Source organism: Thermoproteus uzoniensis 768-20 (assembly GCF_000193375.1).
GTDB lineage: Archaea > Thermoproteota > Thermoprotei > Thermoproteales > Thermoproteaceae > Thermoproteus > Thermoproteus uzoniensis_A.
Window position 1 is genome coordinate 1,760,601 of the sequence record NC_015315.1, and the last position, 15,385, is coordinate 1,775,985.

General features: G+C 56.1%; 17 protein-coding genes. 10 read left to right on the forward strand and 7 right to left on the reverse strand.

The genetic code is table 11. The annotated features are described in order from the left end of the window. Positions 1–3 precede the first annotated feature (3 nt). The 3 genes from TUZN_RS09890 to TUZN_RS09900 are packed head-to-tail and all read right to left on the reverse strand — an operon-like array spanning position 4 to position 2,377. Positions 4–825: a helix-turn-helix transcriptional regulator gene (locus TUZN_RS09890; RefSeq protein WP_013680826.1), complete on the reverse strand. Its 822-nt coding sequence runs from the start codon at positions 823–825 to the stop codon at positions 4–6. An 18-nt stretch (positions 826–843) separates the two neighbouring features. Beyond that, positions 844–1,527, reverse strand: a complete 684-nt coding sequence (locus TUZN_RS09895) for an HAD family hydrolase (RefSeq protein WP_013680827.1) — start codon at positions 1,525–1,527, stop codon at positions 844–846. Positions 1,528–1,543: 16 nt separating this feature from the next. Continuing rightward, entirely contained in the window at positions 1,544–2,377 is an 834-nt protein-coding gene (locus TUZN_RS09900) for a geranylgeranylglycerol-phosphate geranylgeranyltransferase (RefSeq protein WP_013680828.1), read from the reverse strand. A gap of 46 nt (positions 2,378–2,423) precedes the next feature. Between TUZN_RS09900 and TUZN_RS09905 the strand changes: the two genes are divergently transcribed. Both TUZN_RS09905 and TUZN_RS09910 read left to right on the forward strand, forming a co-directional pair. Continuing rightward, positions 2,424–2,975 (forward strand): 50S ribosomal protein L22, encoded by a 552-nt coding sequence (locus TUZN_RS09905; protein WP_237698224.1) that lies wholly within the window; start codon positions 2,424–2,426, stop codon positions 2,973–2,975. 47 nt (positions 2,976–3,022) lie between these two features. After that, on the forward strand, positions 3,023–3,469 hold the full coding sequence (locus TUZN_RS09910) for a hypothetical protein (protein WP_013680830.1): 447 nt from the start codon (positions 3,023–3,025) through the stop codon (positions 3,467–3,469). Here TUZN_RS09910 and TUZN_RS09915 read toward each other — a convergent pair. Beyond that, positions 3,466–4,422: an Lrp/AsnC family transcriptional regulator gene (locus tag TUZN_RS09915; protein WP_013680831.1), complete on the reverse strand. Its 957-nt coding sequence runs from the start codon at positions 4,420–4,422 to the stop codon at positions 3,466–3,468. The genes TUZN_RS09910 and TUZN_RS09915 overlap by 4 nt on opposite strands. 46 nt (positions 4,423–4,468) lie before the next feature. Between TUZN_RS09915 and prpB the strand changes: the two genes are divergently transcribed. From prpB to TUZN_RS09930, 3 genes are all read left to right on the forward strand, one after another. Beyond that, positions 4,469–5,410 (forward strand): methylisocitrate lyase, encoded by a 942-nt coding sequence (prpB, locus tag TUZN_RS09920; RefSeq protein WP_013680832.1) that lies wholly within the window; start codon positions 4,469–4,471, stop codon positions 5,408–5,410. Then, positions 5,403–6,764, forward strand: coding sequence for an MmgE/PrpD family protein (locus TUZN_RS09925; protein WP_013680833.1), 1,362 nt, complete (start codon positions 5,403–5,405; stop codon positions 6,762–6,764). Before prpB ends, TUZN_RS09925 begins: the two co-directional genes overlap by 8 nt. A gap of 414 nt (positions 6,765–7,178) precedes the next feature. After that, entirely contained in the window at positions 7,179–8,498 is a 1,320-nt protein-coding gene (locus TUZN_RS09930; protein ID WP_013680834.1) for an NADP-dependent isocitrate dehydrogenase, read from the forward strand. 3 nt (positions 8,499–8,501) lie between these two features. Here the strand turns inward: TUZN_RS09930 and TUZN_RS09935 are convergent, their stop codons facing one another. The 3 genes from TUZN_RS09935 to TUZN_RS09945 are packed head-to-tail and all read right to left on the reverse strand — an operon-like array spanning position 8,502 to position 10,964. Then, entirely contained in the window at positions 8,502–8,975 is a 474-nt protein-coding gene (locus TUZN_RS09935) for a GNAT family N-acetyltransferase (protein WP_013680835.1), read from the reverse strand. Between the two features lie 39 nt (positions 8,976–9,014). Further along, positions 9,015–10,013: an NMD3-related protein gene (locus tag TUZN_RS09940; RefSeq protein WP_013680836.1), complete on the reverse strand. Its 999-nt coding sequence runs from the start codon at positions 10,011–10,013 to the stop codon at positions 9,015–9,017. Positions 10,014–10,025: 12 nt separating this feature from the next. Then, the gene (locus TUZN_RS09945) at positions 10,026–10,964 is read right to left on the reverse strand and encodes a DNA cytosine methyltransferase (protein ID WP_013680837.1); all 939 of its coding nucleotides are present in this window, start codon (positions 10,962–10,964) and stop codon (positions 10,026–10,028) included. A gap of 44 nt (positions 10,965–11,008) precedes the next feature. On the opposite strand from TUZN_RS09945, the gene TUZN_RS09950 reads away from it, so the two are divergent. The 5 genes from TUZN_RS09950 (at position 11,009) to TUZN_RS09970 (ending at position 15,343) form a co-directional block, all read left to right on the forward strand. After that, positions 11,009–11,608, forward strand: coding sequence for a hypothetical protein (locus tag TUZN_RS09950; protein ID WP_013680838.1), 600 nt, complete (start codon positions 11,009–11,011; stop codon positions 11,606–11,608). A 96-nt stretch (positions 11,609–11,704) separates the two neighbouring features. Then, entirely contained in the window at positions 11,705–12,670 is a 966-nt protein-coding gene (locus tag TUZN_RS09955) for an NAD(P)/FAD-dependent oxidoreductase (RefSeq protein WP_013680839.1), read from the forward strand. Positions 12,671–12,766: 96 nt separating this feature from the next. Beyond that, positions 12,767–13,915, forward strand: a complete 1,149-nt coding sequence (locus tag TUZN_RS09960; protein WP_013680840.1) for a TGS domain-containing protein — start codon at positions 12,767–12,769, stop codon at positions 13,913–13,915. After that, positions 13,908–14,378 carry a hypothetical protein gene (locus TUZN_RS09965; RefSeq protein ID WP_013680841.1) on the forward strand — a complete coding sequence of 157 codons (471 nt, stop codon included), beginning with the start codon at positions 13,908–13,910 and terminating at the stop codon, positions 14,376–14,378. Before TUZN_RS09960 ends, TUZN_RS09965 begins: the two co-directional genes overlap by 8 nt. Continuing rightward, positions 14,375–15,343 (forward strand): replication factor C small subunit, encoded by a 969-nt coding sequence (locus tag TUZN_RS09970; protein ID WP_013680842.1) that lies wholly within the window; start codon positions 14,375–14,377, stop codon positions 15,341–15,343. The genes TUZN_RS09965 and TUZN_RS09970 overlap by 4 nt, the downstream gene beginning before the upstream one ends. The last annotated feature ends 42 nt before the right edge of the window (positions 15,344–15,385 follow it).

Below are 15,385 nucleotides of genomic sequence, written 5' to 3' on the forward strand. Positions count from 1 at the left end.
TCTTTAGCCGTCTGAGCACCTCCTCAGTAGCTCGACTCTCTGGACGCCTCCCTCGGAGACGAGCCTCAGATAGCCGTACCTAGAGAGCTTATGTAGGTGTTTATGCAACGTCGATGCCGGCAGTCCCAGCCGGCGCGCCAGCTCGGCCCGCGGCATACGTCCGCCCCCCTCCTCGAGGGTTCTCAGTATCAGCTTGTCTGCGTCGCCTAGATCGCTACATCTATCGATACGTCTTCTGGCGATCAAGACTATCGACGTCGCTATAGCTACAGCCGCTACAACGAGCGCGATGGTAGTTACGGGGAGTCCGCCGGAGGAGCTCGAGGTAGAGAGCGGGATGCTTGTATTAGTCGACGCGGAGCTCTCTGTCCTGGCCGTCGCGGCGGTCGAAGTAGGCGGCACGGCCGTCTTGTTAATACTTGAGATAACGATCTTGGCTGGATAAAATACAATAGATATATTGCTTGCTTTAATAGAAATATATAATCCAGTCCTATTTATAGATATCAATGTATAGTTGCTCGGGCTTAGCTCGGCGATTACCCCTGGCGGTATGGCTATCACGGCCCCTTCGGGCGCGCTGATAGATACCGAGTATATCCCCGATCTGTTGAGAAACTGCGGCACGTACTCGACGTAGGCCGGCTCGCCGTCTTGTAATACGTAGAGCCTGTCTTGGAGAACCCAACAAGGTATCGGCGTGTTGTTGAGCCAAAAGGCGGCGACGGCGGAGGCGGGTTGTGCCGGTAGCGACACGTTTGAGAGGGAGGCGGCTCCCAGGAATATCACCAATAGAGGCGGCAACGTTAAGTTGAGCAGTATCACGGCCGCATAGGGGAGGCGTTATAAATCTCTCGCTATTTCCCTCACTGCGTCCAGGGCCTCCGCGAGGTTTGCGGCGGCTCTGTCCGGCCTAACGTAGGATAGGTCTACGCCGAGTAGCTCGCCGTATTTTAGAACCGCTTTATCCCAATCGCCGACGAAGACCGTCTTTAGGCCGAATTTCTTGGGGAAATACACGTCGAATACTGGGTTGTCGCCTATCATTAGAGACGCTCCGTCGAAGTACTCCTTGCAGTTCTTCGCGCAGCCGTAGTCGTCTGAGGTCCTCAGACCGACTATGTACTTAGAGAAGCCGAGCGCCTCGACCACGATGGATTGGTATCTACGGAGCCCGTTTGTGGCTATAGCGACTTTTAGGCCGAGGTCGTTGATCCCCCTCAACAAGTCATAGGCTCCGTCGATGACGGGGAAGCCCGACACGTATTTGGCCAGCACGTCTTCGATCTTGGGCACCTCGTACACGCCGAAGCTGGAGGCCACGGACTCTACCAGATACTGCCAGTCGAAGGCCTTGAAGTTGAGCCGCCTCATCAGCTGGTAGTGGAGAGCCTTCACCAAGCTCCAGAACTCGCCGGGCTGTATGCCGATCCTGCCGGCCACCGTTGCGGATATTTCATAGAATACTGGATCCCAAGCCTCGAGCGGTATCAGCGTGCCGTCCAGATCGACTAGGACCAAACCCATGGGGCGATCTTTCCATCTAAAATATTGCGATAAGCACGCCTTGCGCTAGAAGAGCTATCAGCGTGATGCCGAACGCCGCGAGCGACCCTCTGCGAAACAGTTGCCACCTGCCGCGTATACATAGGATTGAGAGGACGATGAGAGCCGCCGTAGTGGACGCCACCCCAGCTAGTAGTACATACATGCCGCTTGCCGTCAGCGCATAGGCTAGATAGATCCCGACGGTGGACGACGCAAGCGCGAAATAGGCGCCTAGATCGGCGGCGCGTCTAGGCCCCAGAACCGTTGCGGCGGTCCTAACCCCGGCCGCCAGATCGCCCGGATAGTCTATGGCGGTCTTGACGAGCTCTCTGCCGAAATTTGCGAGTAGCGATGCGGCGAAGAGGAGCAATAGGTATATGTCTACGGCGCCTGCGGCCGCCATGCCGTAGGGGTAGACCATAGAGGTCAGGAAGGCGACTATGAAATTGCCGACGAAGGGCACGCGCTTGCCCTTCTCGTTGTAGAGGGCGCCGAGCGCGGCCGCCACTAGATATATAGTCAAGGCTTGCCAAGTCAAGAAAGACGCCAGGATTAGGCCGAGGAGGTAAGACGCGACGGCCACGGCCTTGGCCGCCCTAACGCTCACGGCGCCTGTGACCAGCGGCGCGTCGGGCCTGTTTACTCTGTCCTCCTGCAAGTTGGCGAGGTCGTTGTGCGCGAACATGCCTGCCTCAGCCAGAAACGCGCTGGCGCCTATCAGCGCAGACTCAAGGGGGGCTCTGCCGCCCGCGATGATATACGACGCGACGCTCGATATGGCTGTCAAGACGCCGTGCTCCCCTCTGATGAGCCGCCAGTACTGGCGCACGCCGTCCCTGGCGCTAAGACTTATAAATAATCCTATATCCGCCCCCGTGGCGAGGCTTCACTACAGCATGTCGGACGAGGACGTGATAAGGCTGGTCTTCGAGAGGTACGGGGTCAAGGTGACCGGGGACCAGATAGTTAGGGCTTACGGCAACGAGTTCAGGATGTCGTGGAAGAAGTCGGTCGAGGTGGGGCGTTTCATAAAGTACATGACGTTGAAACAGGCGAGGCAGTGGCTGGAAGACACTGCGAATTTGAGAAGGCCTATACCTATTAGGAGGTTCACCAAGAAACAAGCGCACCACGCAACGCCGTGGGGCAACTGGCCTGTGGCCAAATGGCCTGTTAAGGTTGCCAAGAACTATCTGCGGGTGTTGGAGAACCTCGAGAACAACGCCAGATTCAAGGGTCTCGACGTCGAGAGAGTTGTGATAGTACACGTGGCGTCGCATAAAGGCATAACTATCAGGAACTACATGCCGAGGGCTTTCGGCAGATCCACGCCGTGGAACGAGCAGACGGTGAATATAGAGATCGTCGGCGTCGAGCTACCCCAAGGCGTTGTGCCCAAGAGGCTCAAGCTCAAGGTGTTCAAGTAGCCGTCGTCGATATAAAAGTTATATATCATATAGTCCTCCGGGAAGCCATGCACATAGAGATAAGGGATCCGTCCCTCGTCGAGCGGCTCCGCAGACTCCTCCCAAGGCCCGACGCGCCTTACGACGACGCCATCAGGCTCTTGCTGGAACAGCCCTGCAAGATAAGGCTGATCGACGTTGCCAGAGAGGCCCTCAACGAGTTCCTAAACGATAAACGGCTCTACGACCTCTTCAAGAAGGCCGTGAGGGAATCGCTCGCCGAGCAGTTGCCCGAGCTCCTACAAGAGCTGAAGCCCGAGCTCATGGCGGAGGGATACGAGGGGGGCTGGGAGGCCGTAATAAACCAAGCCCTCAAGAGGCCGGACAAATGCCTTACCTTTTCAGAGGTGAGGAAGTACTACGGCAAGAACCTAAACAGCGTTATGTTGAGGCGGAAGGGTTTTGTCCAGAAAGAGCGAGGTATCTGGTGTTACCAAGGCGAGGCGCGCTCCTAGTCGCTCACGGACTCAATCCTTTTAGCCATGGCTCTGCCTCCAAGCAGATCCCTCACGCTGAAGAGCATGGCGTAGCCGTCCGCGAAACGGCCCGCGACCCTTTCCATTATGGTCTTCCGGGCGCGTGCGTGTACCATGAAGTAGCAGGGATACTCCCACTTGCCAGGCACGGTGTTCCTCAACACCACGTGGGTCGACTCCCTCAGCCGGGCCGCCTCCTCGCAGTCGGGCTTCCTGAGGACGACCATGGCGTTCTCCTTGAACCCCAACGCCTCGCCGTCGAGCGACGCGTGGAAATCCCTCAGAACGCCCATGTCTATGAGACTCCTCAATACGTCCAGCGCCTCGCCCACGCTTTTGCCTAGGACCTTCGCCGCCTCGCGAAACGGCTCGGCCACCAGAGGTATGGATCTCACCTTGGAGTAGAACTCCTTAGGTATGCCGAGGTTTTCTATAGGCGGAGGGTTCTCGGGCAGTATCCCGGATTTAGATCTGGAGATGCCCTCGTAGAGATCGAAGCGCACGTCGAGCTTATAGGTCCTGAGCGAGTAGAGTATCACGTAGTCGACGCCCCATCTCTCTGCTATAGATCTGACCTTCTCCTCCAACTCGTCCGCGGTCTTCGCCTTAGTGACGAACCAGACGTTGTAGGGCCTATAGTCCCTCAGATAGTTGTGGGTCACCATAGGGTCTCTATTTATGTCGGCCGCGACGGCGTCTACCCTATCCTCGGGGACCGAGAAGCCCACCAGCGCCGCCTCGAGGCCCCTCGCTCTGTAGTTCATGACGGAGCCTATCCTCCTAAGCACGCCGACCTCGGCCAGCCTCCTCAGCCTGTCTATGACCTCGTCCTCGCTCAGCCCAAGCGCCCTGCCCATCTCCTGGAAAGGCCTATCCACCAGCGGGAACTCGTACTGGGCCATCATCAGTAGCTCGACGTCTTTACTGTCCATGGAATCTCGTTTTCCATATAATTAATATAGGGATCGTGTTTATGGAGTGAAGGCCCCAATATTGAGGAAAGAGAGGAGGGACGCGGTCGCCGAGCTGAGGGCCGAGCTGAAGAGGCCCGGAATAGTGATGGTGCCCGGCGTCTACGACGTGATAACGGCGTTGCTCGTCCAGTCGATGGGCTTTAGGGCAGGCTACGTCTCGGGCGCCGCCGTCACGGCGTCTCTGGGGCTCCCCGATCTAGGCCTCATAACTCTCGACGAGATGGCGCGCGTGGTTAGGTACATAGCGTCCTCGGTCGATATACCTCTCATAGTCGATATCGATACTGGATATGGCGAGGCCCTAAACGTGGTCAGGGCCGTGGTGGAGTTCGAGAGGGCTGGCGCGGCCGGCGTCCAGATAGAGGATCAGGTATTGCCCAAGAAATGCGGCCATCTATCCGGCAAACAAGTCGTGCCCGCCGACGAGATGGCGAAGAAGATAAAGGCCGCCGTGGAGGCCCGGCGCAACCCCGACTTCGTGATCGTGGCGAGGACAGACGCTCGGGGGGTCACCGGCTTTGACGACGCCGTGGAGAGGGCGAAGCTGTATTTGGAGGTCGGCGCCGACGTGATATTCCCCGAGGCCTTGGAGAGCGAGCAGGAATTCGCCGAGTTTGCGAGGAGAGTTAAGGCCCCACTGCTGGCTAACATGACCGAGTTCGGCAAATCGCCGTTGATACCTGCCAAGAGGCTAGAGGAATACGGCTATAAATTTGTAATATTCCCCGTGACTCTGCTCAGAGTAGCGCTGGGCGCCATGAGGGAGGCATTAAGGACCATAGCCGATCTAGGCACCCAAGAGCCCCTAGTGCAGAGGATGTTGACCCGCAAAGAGCTGTACGAGCTCATAGGCTATTACGACTACGAGGATTTCGACAAGAAGATAGCAGAGGAGGTGGACAGAAAGCTAGCTGTTAAATTGAGGCCCGATAAGGTCCATGGATAGGATAACCAAGGCGCTGGCCCAGTACGCCGAGTCTATAAACTACGACAAGATACCCAGCGACGTGGTCCACGAGGTCAAGAGAAGGATACTGGACTCCCTCGCCGTGGCCTTTGCGGCGTACAACGCCGAGCCGGTCGCCCTGGCGCGTAGGGCTCTCTCCAGAGGCCAGTCCCAGTGGGGCGCCAGGATTCTGGGCACGAGATATAGGGTCGTCCCCGACTGGGCGGCCTTTGTCGACGGGGTGATGATAAGGTACCACGACTTCAACGACACCTACTTGTCGAAGGAGCCTCTCCATCCCAGCGACATGATAGCGGCCGCGTTCTCGCTCGGCGATATGTTGGGCTCCGGCGGCAAGGCCGTCATCACGTCGATAGCGGTGGGCTACGAGGCCGCAGTATCTCTATGCGACGCGGCCAGCCTCAGGAAACGCGGCTGGGATCACGTGAACTATCTCGGCGTCGGTAGCACGCTTGTCGCCGCAAAACTGCTGGGCCTAGACGCCGAGAAGACTCAGCACGCGCTCGCCATATACGCGGTCCCACACGCCGCCATGCGGCAGACCCGCGCAGGCGAGTTGAGCATGTGGAAGGGCGCGGCGGCCGCTAACGCGACGAGAAACGCCGTATTTGCAGCCCTACTAGCCGCCGAGGGGTTCACAGGCCCCTTCAAGCCGTTCGAGGGCGAGATGGGATTTATAAGGCAGTTGCTCTCGGGGGAATTCGACTACGGCCCTCTGGCGGAGATAGAGAGGCTGGTGCCGCCTCATAGGATCCTGGACACCTACATAAAGCCGTACCCCGTCGAGTACCACGCCCAGACCGCGGTCGAGGCGGCTCTGAGGCTGAGAGAAAGGGTCAGACCAGAGGAGATAGAGAAGGTCGTAGTGGAGACGTTCCAAGCCGCCTACGACATAATAGGGCCTAAGGATCCCGAGAAGTGGGATCCGCACACCAAAGAGACCGCGGACCACTCGATCATGTGGATAACGGCCGCCGCGTTGCTCTACGGCCCCATCACTGTAGACAGCTACGAGAACATCAGAGACCCGCAGATTCTCTCTCTCATGAAGAGGATGGAGGTGAAGGTGGATCCCGAGTTGGACAAGATGTACCCCAAGGCGCATCCCAACAGAATAACGGTGATCACGAAAGGCGGGGCTAGACACACCGAACAGGTAGACTACGCCAAGGGACACCCCAAGAACCCTCTGAGCGATAGGGAGCTCGAGGAGAAGTTCTACGCCAACACCAGACGGGTCCTGCCGAGCGGCATACAGAGAGAGGTCGTTGAGTTCGTGTGGCATCTCGAGGACAAGAACATGGCCGAGCTCCACGACTTGCTGGCTCAATAGTCGTCGATGATGTAGCGGTCAGCAACTTGCTTGGCGGTTCTGCCGGCTTTTAGAGGAGCGATGCTGGTTAATCTTCCGCCGTCCCCGTCTTATCTGATCGGGCAGGGCCTTTGTAAGCGAATAGCGATCCTATGCCCCTCGGTACAAGTTCTAGCGGCTCATGACTGGGCGTCTTGGCGTATCTAACTCTTGGCCTAGGCTCCGCCTGTATGGTAATTAGCCTATTTGGCTAGAAGCTTTATATATCTAATTTAATACGATTCGATAAACATGAAAATTTTCCTGCTATTTTATAGATAAATACGTTTTAATGATGCAAGATGTATGTGTCTAACTCCTCATTCCAGCTTGTCGTTTAACCTCAAACACACTAGACGAAAAGTAAGAATTTAAAAGGGCGAAGCAGTTTCTATCATGTCAGATTACCTGGAGAAGATAAAGGCGCAGATACCTAATCTACAACCCTACGCCGGAAAATACGCCGACCCCATCGAGGGCGAGTACGTCGTCTATACGGGGCCCGGCCAGCTCAAGGTGCCCGACAAGCTCGTCGTAGGCTACATAGAGGGCGACGGAACAGGTCCCGAGGTAGCCTATGCCGCTATAAAGGTCGCCAACGCCGCAGTTGAGAAGGCGTACGGCAAGGCCCGCAAGGTGTTGTGGTACGAAGTCCTCGTGGGCTCTAAGGCCGAGAAGCTGTTGGGGAGCAGACTGCCCGACCAGAGCGTCGAGGTCCTCAAGAAGATCAGAGTCTTCCTTAAGGCCCCTCTAGAGACGCCTGTAGGCGGCGGCTTCCGGAGCTTGAACGTGACGCTGAGGCAGATATTCGATCTGTACGCCAATATAAGGCCTGTGAAGTACTTCCCAGGTCTGCCCTCCCCTCTGAAGAATCCGGAGAAAGTGGACTTAGTCATATTCAGGGAGAATACCGAGGACGTATACATGGGCATAGAGTGGCCTTGGAACGCGCCCGAGGCGGCGAAGCTACGCGACTTTCTGAAAAAAGAGTTGAAAGTAAATATTAGAGACGATGCCGGGATCGGCATAAAGCCCATAAGCAAGTTCGGGACCCAGAGGATAGCCAGGCTCGCCTTGAAGTTCGCCATCGAGAACAAGAGAAGATCCGTGACGATAATGCACAAGGGCAATATACAGAAGTACACCGAGGGCGCCTTCAGAGACTGGGCGTACGAGGTCGCCAGAACGGAGTTCAGAGATTACGTAGTGTTCGAGGAGGAATTGCCCCAGTACGGCGGAAAGGTGCCGCCCGGCAAGGTGCTCGTCAACGATAGAATCGCCGACAATATGCTCCAGCAACTGCTCACGCGCACGGGCGAATACGACGTAATCCTTGCGCCGAATCTAAACGGCGACTACGTAAGCGACGAGGCGGCCGGCTTAGTCGGAGGCCTTGGCGTAGCCCCCGGCATAGACGTAGGCGACTGGGGCATGATGGCGGAGCCCGTCCACGGCACCGCGCCTAAGTACACGGGCAAGAACTACGTCAACCCAACCGCGACTATACTGGCTCTCGAGCTGTTGTTCAGATTCATAGGCTGGAGAGAGGCCGCCGACTTGATACTGAGGGGCGTCAGCAAGACCTACGAGGAGGGCTATTTCACCGGGGATCTCGCCAGGCAGATGACCGAGGAGGAGAAGAAGGCGGTTAAGGAGGTTCTGGGCACTCAAGAATTCGCCGAGAAGGTCGCCGAGATAATAAAAACTGAGCTCTAAAAACTACACCTCTTTTGCATATATAGATTCGATGGGTCTGAAATTCATCTTTTTATAGAATTCTATTGCTATTTCATTGAGAGCAGGGAAGTCGGCCATTATCATCTGCGCGCCCTTGCGCCTCAAGGCATCCATAATCTCCGACATCATTCTCTTGCCAAGACCTTTACGTCTGAACTCTGGCAGGATATAGAACTCCCTTATGATGCCTGCCATCCTCGGCTCGTAGAAGAGGCGATCCTCGACGTCGCCTACGACGACTCCTACAGCTCTTCCATCTATCTCTGCAACTAACACGACAGAGTTAGGGGACGATATTTTCGACTTAATGTACTCCTTGGACACGGCGAGGAGGTTTTCGGCGGGTCTCAATAGCGGATCAAACTCGCCGTTTAGCTTTTTCAAACGCGCTATCAGATCAGCCAAGGCGTCAACATCGCTCTCCAACGCGGCCCGAATCACTATGTTGGGATACATGGTAGGAACCGCCAAGACCCTATTAAAGCAATATTACGTCTAGATCGGAACTATATAGCGCCTATCGCCTATCTCCACGTAGTACGCGACGCCGTCCCTATAGCCCGGGGCATCCATTATTCTCCGGCCCTCGACGTCTACGAACTCTCCGTTCTTCACCTCGCCCTTTACGCCCCTTCCGACCCTCTCTGTCTTGACTTCGGTGAATCGATGAAGCGGGATCCTCGCGCGGTTGCCGCTAGATATATCTACAACGTAGATGCCGTCGCGACCTACATCGAGGACTAGATAATAGCTGGATCCCCTCCTCAACACATCGCCATTCTTAACTGTTATTATATAAATTGTTGCTGTATAATGATATATATCTCTATCCTTTTTTCTCCCAATTTTCTTGTAGCTCTCCACATAGTCGCTGGGGGCGATCTCGTGTATTTTATGGGCTATATGTCTCGCCAGCTTGGGCTCCGTGGTGGATATCTCTAGGGATCGGCCTACGCGCTCGGCCGATATCACCGAGCCGAGGTTTTTGCCCCTCACCTCGAAGGCTATGTGTTCCAGAATTGCCTCTAACTTGACAAAGTCGTTATCGTCGAGCTCGTCGGGGAATCCCCTTATCCTCACGAGGCCTCTCTCGGAGCCCCAGATATTCCTCCTACAGTCCAGGCAAACGTCCAGAACCACGTCGGCGATGTAGTGGGCCGAGAACTCGCGCGGTTTTATGAGCTCGTGGGGCGACCCCACGCCCGATATTCTGTAGGCCACCTTGCCGTTGCCTATCTCTACGTCTACGGACAAGATCCTCCCGCTGACCTTCACGTTGTCTTTGAGCAGTCTCTCCAACAACGCCTTCTCGCCCTCTCTGCCTGGCCTTATCCAGCGCCCTCTTATGTACAGCGCCCCGCAGTACTTACACTTCACAACGTTGAACTTCCTTATCTCGAGGACGGGATGCCTCTCTAGGTAACAGCTCTCGCACATGCCCTCTATGAGCCTCTCCGCAGGTCGTCCGCAGATCGGGCATATGACAGTGGGCACTACGGAGGGCCCTCACCGCAATATATCTTTAATGTACTCTGCGATGGCCCGAGCCAACGGGGGCGGGACGGCCTCGCCCACCTGGTTGAATTGGCTGTCCTTGGGCCCGAAGAACACGTGGTGGTCGGGGAAGCCCATGAGCCTTGCCTGCTCTCTAACAGTGAGAAGCCTATTCTCCTCCGGATGTACAAAACGCCTACTGCCCATCACGGTAGGAGCCAGCTCGTCCCACTTAAGCCTCACGAAGTTCCCGTATATCCCTGAGGCTCCTTTGAACTTCATCAAGGCATCTCCGGGCCTTAACGCGGCTATCCTCTCGGCCTTCGACGAACTTAGAGTCACGGTCTCATGGTTCGGAAAGCCAGAATCCACAGGCGGTAGCCCGGCCAAGGCCTGTCTAACCGTCGGCGGCTTGCTCCGCCTAGGCGTTATCTTGACGTTGGAGATAAACACCCTCTTTCTATGGCTCGGCACTCCGTGGTTTTCTGCAAGTAGTATATTGAAGTATATCTCGTCGAACCCCACTCTCTTGAACTCCCTCTCTAGGGCCTCCCTCAGCGGACCTTGGGCTATGCCAGGCACGTTCTCTAACACGAATATCCTAGGCTGCAGCTCGCCGACGAGCCTTATGAAGTGCAAGGTCAATTGGCCGAGGGGATCGGTGTAGAGCCTGTCCAGCGGATTCTCCATACGCCTCGGGTTAGTGGCCGTGAATGGCTCGCAGGGCGATCCGCCAATCACGACGTCTACCTTGCCGACGTGCCTCTCCACCTCCCTATAGCTAATCGAGGCGACGTCCTCCTCGAGGACGACTGCGCGGGGGAAGTTATAGCTGTATGTCCTGGCCGCGTTGGCGTCGATCTCCACCCCCAGCACCACTCTGAAACCGGCGTCTGCGAATCCCCTTGAAAACCCCCCGCCGCCGGCGAATAGATCTACGACGTTGTACACTGAGGACCATCGTAACCTTTTTATATCAATATCCCTAGTTGGGTATGTCGATACGCAGATTGAGGTTGAGGCTTAGCGACGCCTTGGGGTTGCCTAAGCCGGACGAGCTGAGCTCCAAATATGGCAGAGCCTTTGAGCGCGCCGTTTTGATTCTGTTGAAGGCCAAGGACGCCGTGTCCGCTCTGAGGACCTTCATAGAGAGCTACGGCGAGCCGCACTCCGGAGCCTTCAACAAGATAAGGATGTTGATCCCCTGGGCCAAGAAGGTTAAGGAAGTCGCCGAGGCGCCGCCCGTGATTACCAAGATAGGCGACGCCATATTAACTGCCCAAGCCGATTTCTTGATTTCCTACGAGGACGGGAAGAAAGAGATCGTGGAGCTTAAGAGCCATATAATAAAGAGGGATGAGTGGAAGATAAAGGCCGAGTGGTCTTTTGCCGCCAAGGTCATGAGGATGTTGTACCGCCGCGCTGGGTACGACTATCCGATAAGGCTTATCTACTTCACCGAGGATAGGGGCGGCGTCAAGGTGGAGCAAGAGGTGTATCTATATCCCAACGACGAGAAGGACGACGAGCACTTGATCAAGGCTTTGGAGGAGCGCATAAACAAGATCAGACAAGTACAGAGCGAGGAGCATTAGCCCTACGGGCGGATAACCTTCGGGCCCCAGAGCTAGACGGTCAGCCGGAGGATTGTGGGGGCATTAACTTCTTAACTCCACATCGTCTAGACGCCTATGAGTGCCGACTACGACGTTATCGTGGTTGGAGGGGGCATAGCGGGCTTCTCGGCCGCGCTGTATGCCGCTAGGCAGAGGCTTAAGACGTTAGTGATAGCGAAGGATATCGGCGGCCAGCTAAACATGACCACGCTCGTCGAGAACTACCCCGCCATAATGAAGATATCGGGGCCTGAGCTCGTGGCGAGAGTACATCAGCAGGCGGAGCGTTTCGGCGCCGAGGTCATATTCGACGAGGTTGTCGGGATAGAGAAGGAGGGGAATATCTTCAGAGTTAAGACGTACGGAGGCGACGAGTACAGATCTCTGGCCGTGATACTGGCGTTCGGGAAGACCCCCAAGGAGTTGGGGGTGCCGGGCGAGGCCAAGTTTAAGAACAAGGGAGTCTCGTACTGCACTATATGCGACGCCCCGTTCTTCAAAGGACAAGACGTGGCTCTAGTAAGCTGGGGAGATCTGGCCAGGGAACCTACTACGATCCTGTCTTCAACGTCTAATAAGTTCTACTGGATATTTCCCGGAGAGAAGCCCATATACGACGACGAGTTCATGTCGACGGTGCTGGGCGCCGGCAAGGCGGTGTTGGTGCCCAACAGCGAGGTCGTGGAAATAAGAGGCACTAACAAGGTCGAGTCTGTCGTCGTGAGGAATAGGAAAACCGGCGAGGTGCAGGAGCTCAAGGTAGCCGCCATCTTCATAGAGGTGGGGTACGTGACCAAGACGGACTTCGTGAAGCATCTGGTCGACCTCAACGAGAGGGGCGAGATAATAGCCGATTGGGAGGGCAGGACTAAGACGCCGGGCATCTTCGCCGCGGGCGACGTCGTCCAGTACCCGTACAAACAAGCCGTCATAGCGGCAGCTCAAGGAGTCGCCGCGGCCCTCTCGGCCACCGCATACGTCATGGGCTTGAAAGGCAAAAAGGTGGTCTCTCTGACGGATTGGCGCGCTGAGAAGGGATAGATATTTCCCTCATATCGTCGAGCTTCAGCTAGGGGTCTACATCTGTCTGGGGCCTCTACGTAGAGAGAAGCTAAAAACTTTCTATATGGTTTAAATGTGCCCGCCAATCTGCCGGCCGAGGCTAAGGCGAAGTGGTTGAAGGTGATGGAGGCGAAGACGCCAGAGGAGAAGATAAGGGCCATGGAGGAGTTCCTCTCCTCAGTCCCTAAACACAAGGGTACTGAGAAGCTGATTAAGTTCGTCAGGCGTAGGATGGCCGAGCTTAGACGAGAGGTAGAGGAACGGAGAGCCAAGGAGCGCAACGCGCGCGGCGGTGGCGGGCACTACGTGAAGAAAGACGGCGACGTCCAGCTGGTGGTCGTGGGGCCTCCAAACGGCGGGAAGACAGCCTTGCTCAAGTGTCTCACGTCGACGCCGCTTGAGCCCGACGACGTGCCCTTCAGCACAGTCGAGCCCGTCCCCGCCATGTTCGTCGAGGACAACGTATACGTTCAGTTGGTCAAGGCGCCTAGCCTGGTCTTGGGGGATCCGTCGAGCGATATAAACTCCGTGGCGCTCGCCTTGGCGAGAAACGCAGACGGCCTCCTCCTAGTCCTAAGAGCCGACATGGAGCCTAGGAAGACTCTGGACGCCGTGATAAGGCTCTTCGACGACGCCGGAGTATCGATATATAGACCTAGGAGCATGGTGAGGATAGAACGTAGGGGGCTCGGCGGGATACAGATAGTGGGCCGCCTCAAGGGCGCCACGTTCGAGGACGTCAAGAGGCTCCTCCACGAATACGGGATACACCACGCAGCGGTCTACATAGAGGGGGAGGCTACCCTGGACGACGTGGAGGACGCCGTCTTCTCGGAACACCTCTACAAGCCGACGATAGCCGTGCTCTCGGGCCGCGACGAGGAGACTGAGGCGGCGTTGAGGGATCTCGGCATGCCCTACCTCAGCGTCGATCTGCCTAGGTGCGAGGTAGATAGAGGGCGCCTCCTCTCGCTCATATTAAGATCCCTAGGCCTCATAAGGGTCTTCACAAAGCAGATACACAGCGACGGCTATACGCCCAAGCCCCTCGTGGTGAGGGAGAACAGCACGGTCGGAGATGTCGCGAAGCTCATACACAGCTCGCTCTACGAGAACTTCAAATACGCGGTGGTGTGGCGCCGCGACGCCTACCCCAAGTGGCCGAAGAGGGTGGGGCTGGAGTATAGGCTTAAAGACAACGACGTGGTGGAGATACATGCGTGACGACGAGTGCGCCAGGAGGCTGAAGGAGCTCGAAGAGAGGATAGAGGCCCTTGAGGGGCTGGTCAACCTCGCCCTGGAGGAGCTGAGAGATATCAGAAGCCTTCTGGAGCAGAGAGGTAGCGCGGCGAGGGCGCGGGATGAGGGCGGACATCCTCTGCTTAGGGCCATAGAGGAGAGGAAATTCTTGGACACCAAGGAGATCCGCTCCAAAAGCGCCTTGAGGGGGCTCATAGAGCGGGGCGTAGTGGTATTACTTAGAGATGAGGGAGCCAATAGGGAGATCGCGACTACTAAGAAGATAGTATCCGATTTATTAAGCCGCCTACCGTTAGACGTGGGAGAGGCCGAACGCCTCGGGGAAAGGGAGTACGAGCTGTTGGAGATCTTGAACCGTCTGGGCTACGTAATTAAGAAGGACAACAAGTACGTGGCGACACAGCTGGCCGACGAGTTCAAGACATGAGCGAGCTCTTCTGGTTTGAGAAGTACCGTCCTCGTTCTTTTGAGGAGGTTGTGGATTTGGAGGAGGTTAAGGCTAGGCTTAAGGAATTTGTCAAGGCGGGCAATATGCCGCATCTCCTCTTCTACGGGCCTCCGGGCACTGGCAAGACGACGATGGCCTTAGTCCTCGCAAGAGAGCTGTACGGAGACGCTTGGCGGGAGAACACGCTGGAGCTAAACGCCTCGGACGAGAGAGGGATAAACGTAATTAGGGAGAGAGTGAAGGAATTCGCCAGAACAGCCCCCGTGGGCAAAGCCCCCTTCAAGCTCGTGATACTAGACGAAGCCGACAACATGACATCGGACGCACAACAAGCCTTGAGAAGAATAATGGAGATGTACGCAAACACCACAAGATTCATACTACTAGCAAACTACGTGTCGGGCATAATCGAGCCGATACAGTCGAGGTGCGCCATATTTAGATTCTCGCCGTTGCCCAAGGAGGCGGTCTTGTCAAGGCTTAGGTTCATAGCCGAGCAGGAAGGCGTCAAGATCTCGCAGGAGGCGCTGGACGCCATATTCGACTTCACGCAAGGCGATATGAGGAGGGCGATAACGGCGCTCCAGATAGCCAGCTCCATGACGAAGGCCGTAGACGAGGAGGCCGTCGCCAAGGCGCTCGGCTACGTCAGCCCGTCGATGCTACGGCAAATAATCGCCGAGGCCATAGGGGGAAGCTTCAGCAAGGCCATGTCGCAGATATATGGGCTGGTGGCGGACGGCGGCGTGGGCGAGCTAGAGCTCGTGAGGCAAATCCACCGCGAGGTCCTCAGGCTGGACGTCCCGGAACACCTAAAGCCGGATCTCGCGTTTGAGGTGAGCAAGGCGCATTACGCGATTCTACGCGGCGCAAATGGTTTGCTACAAATATATGGGTTATTAGCTAAAATAAGAAAAATTATTTCTATATCTAAGAAAAGTTAATCATGGTATTTATATAAATTATATAAGTAAATATGTAAACGA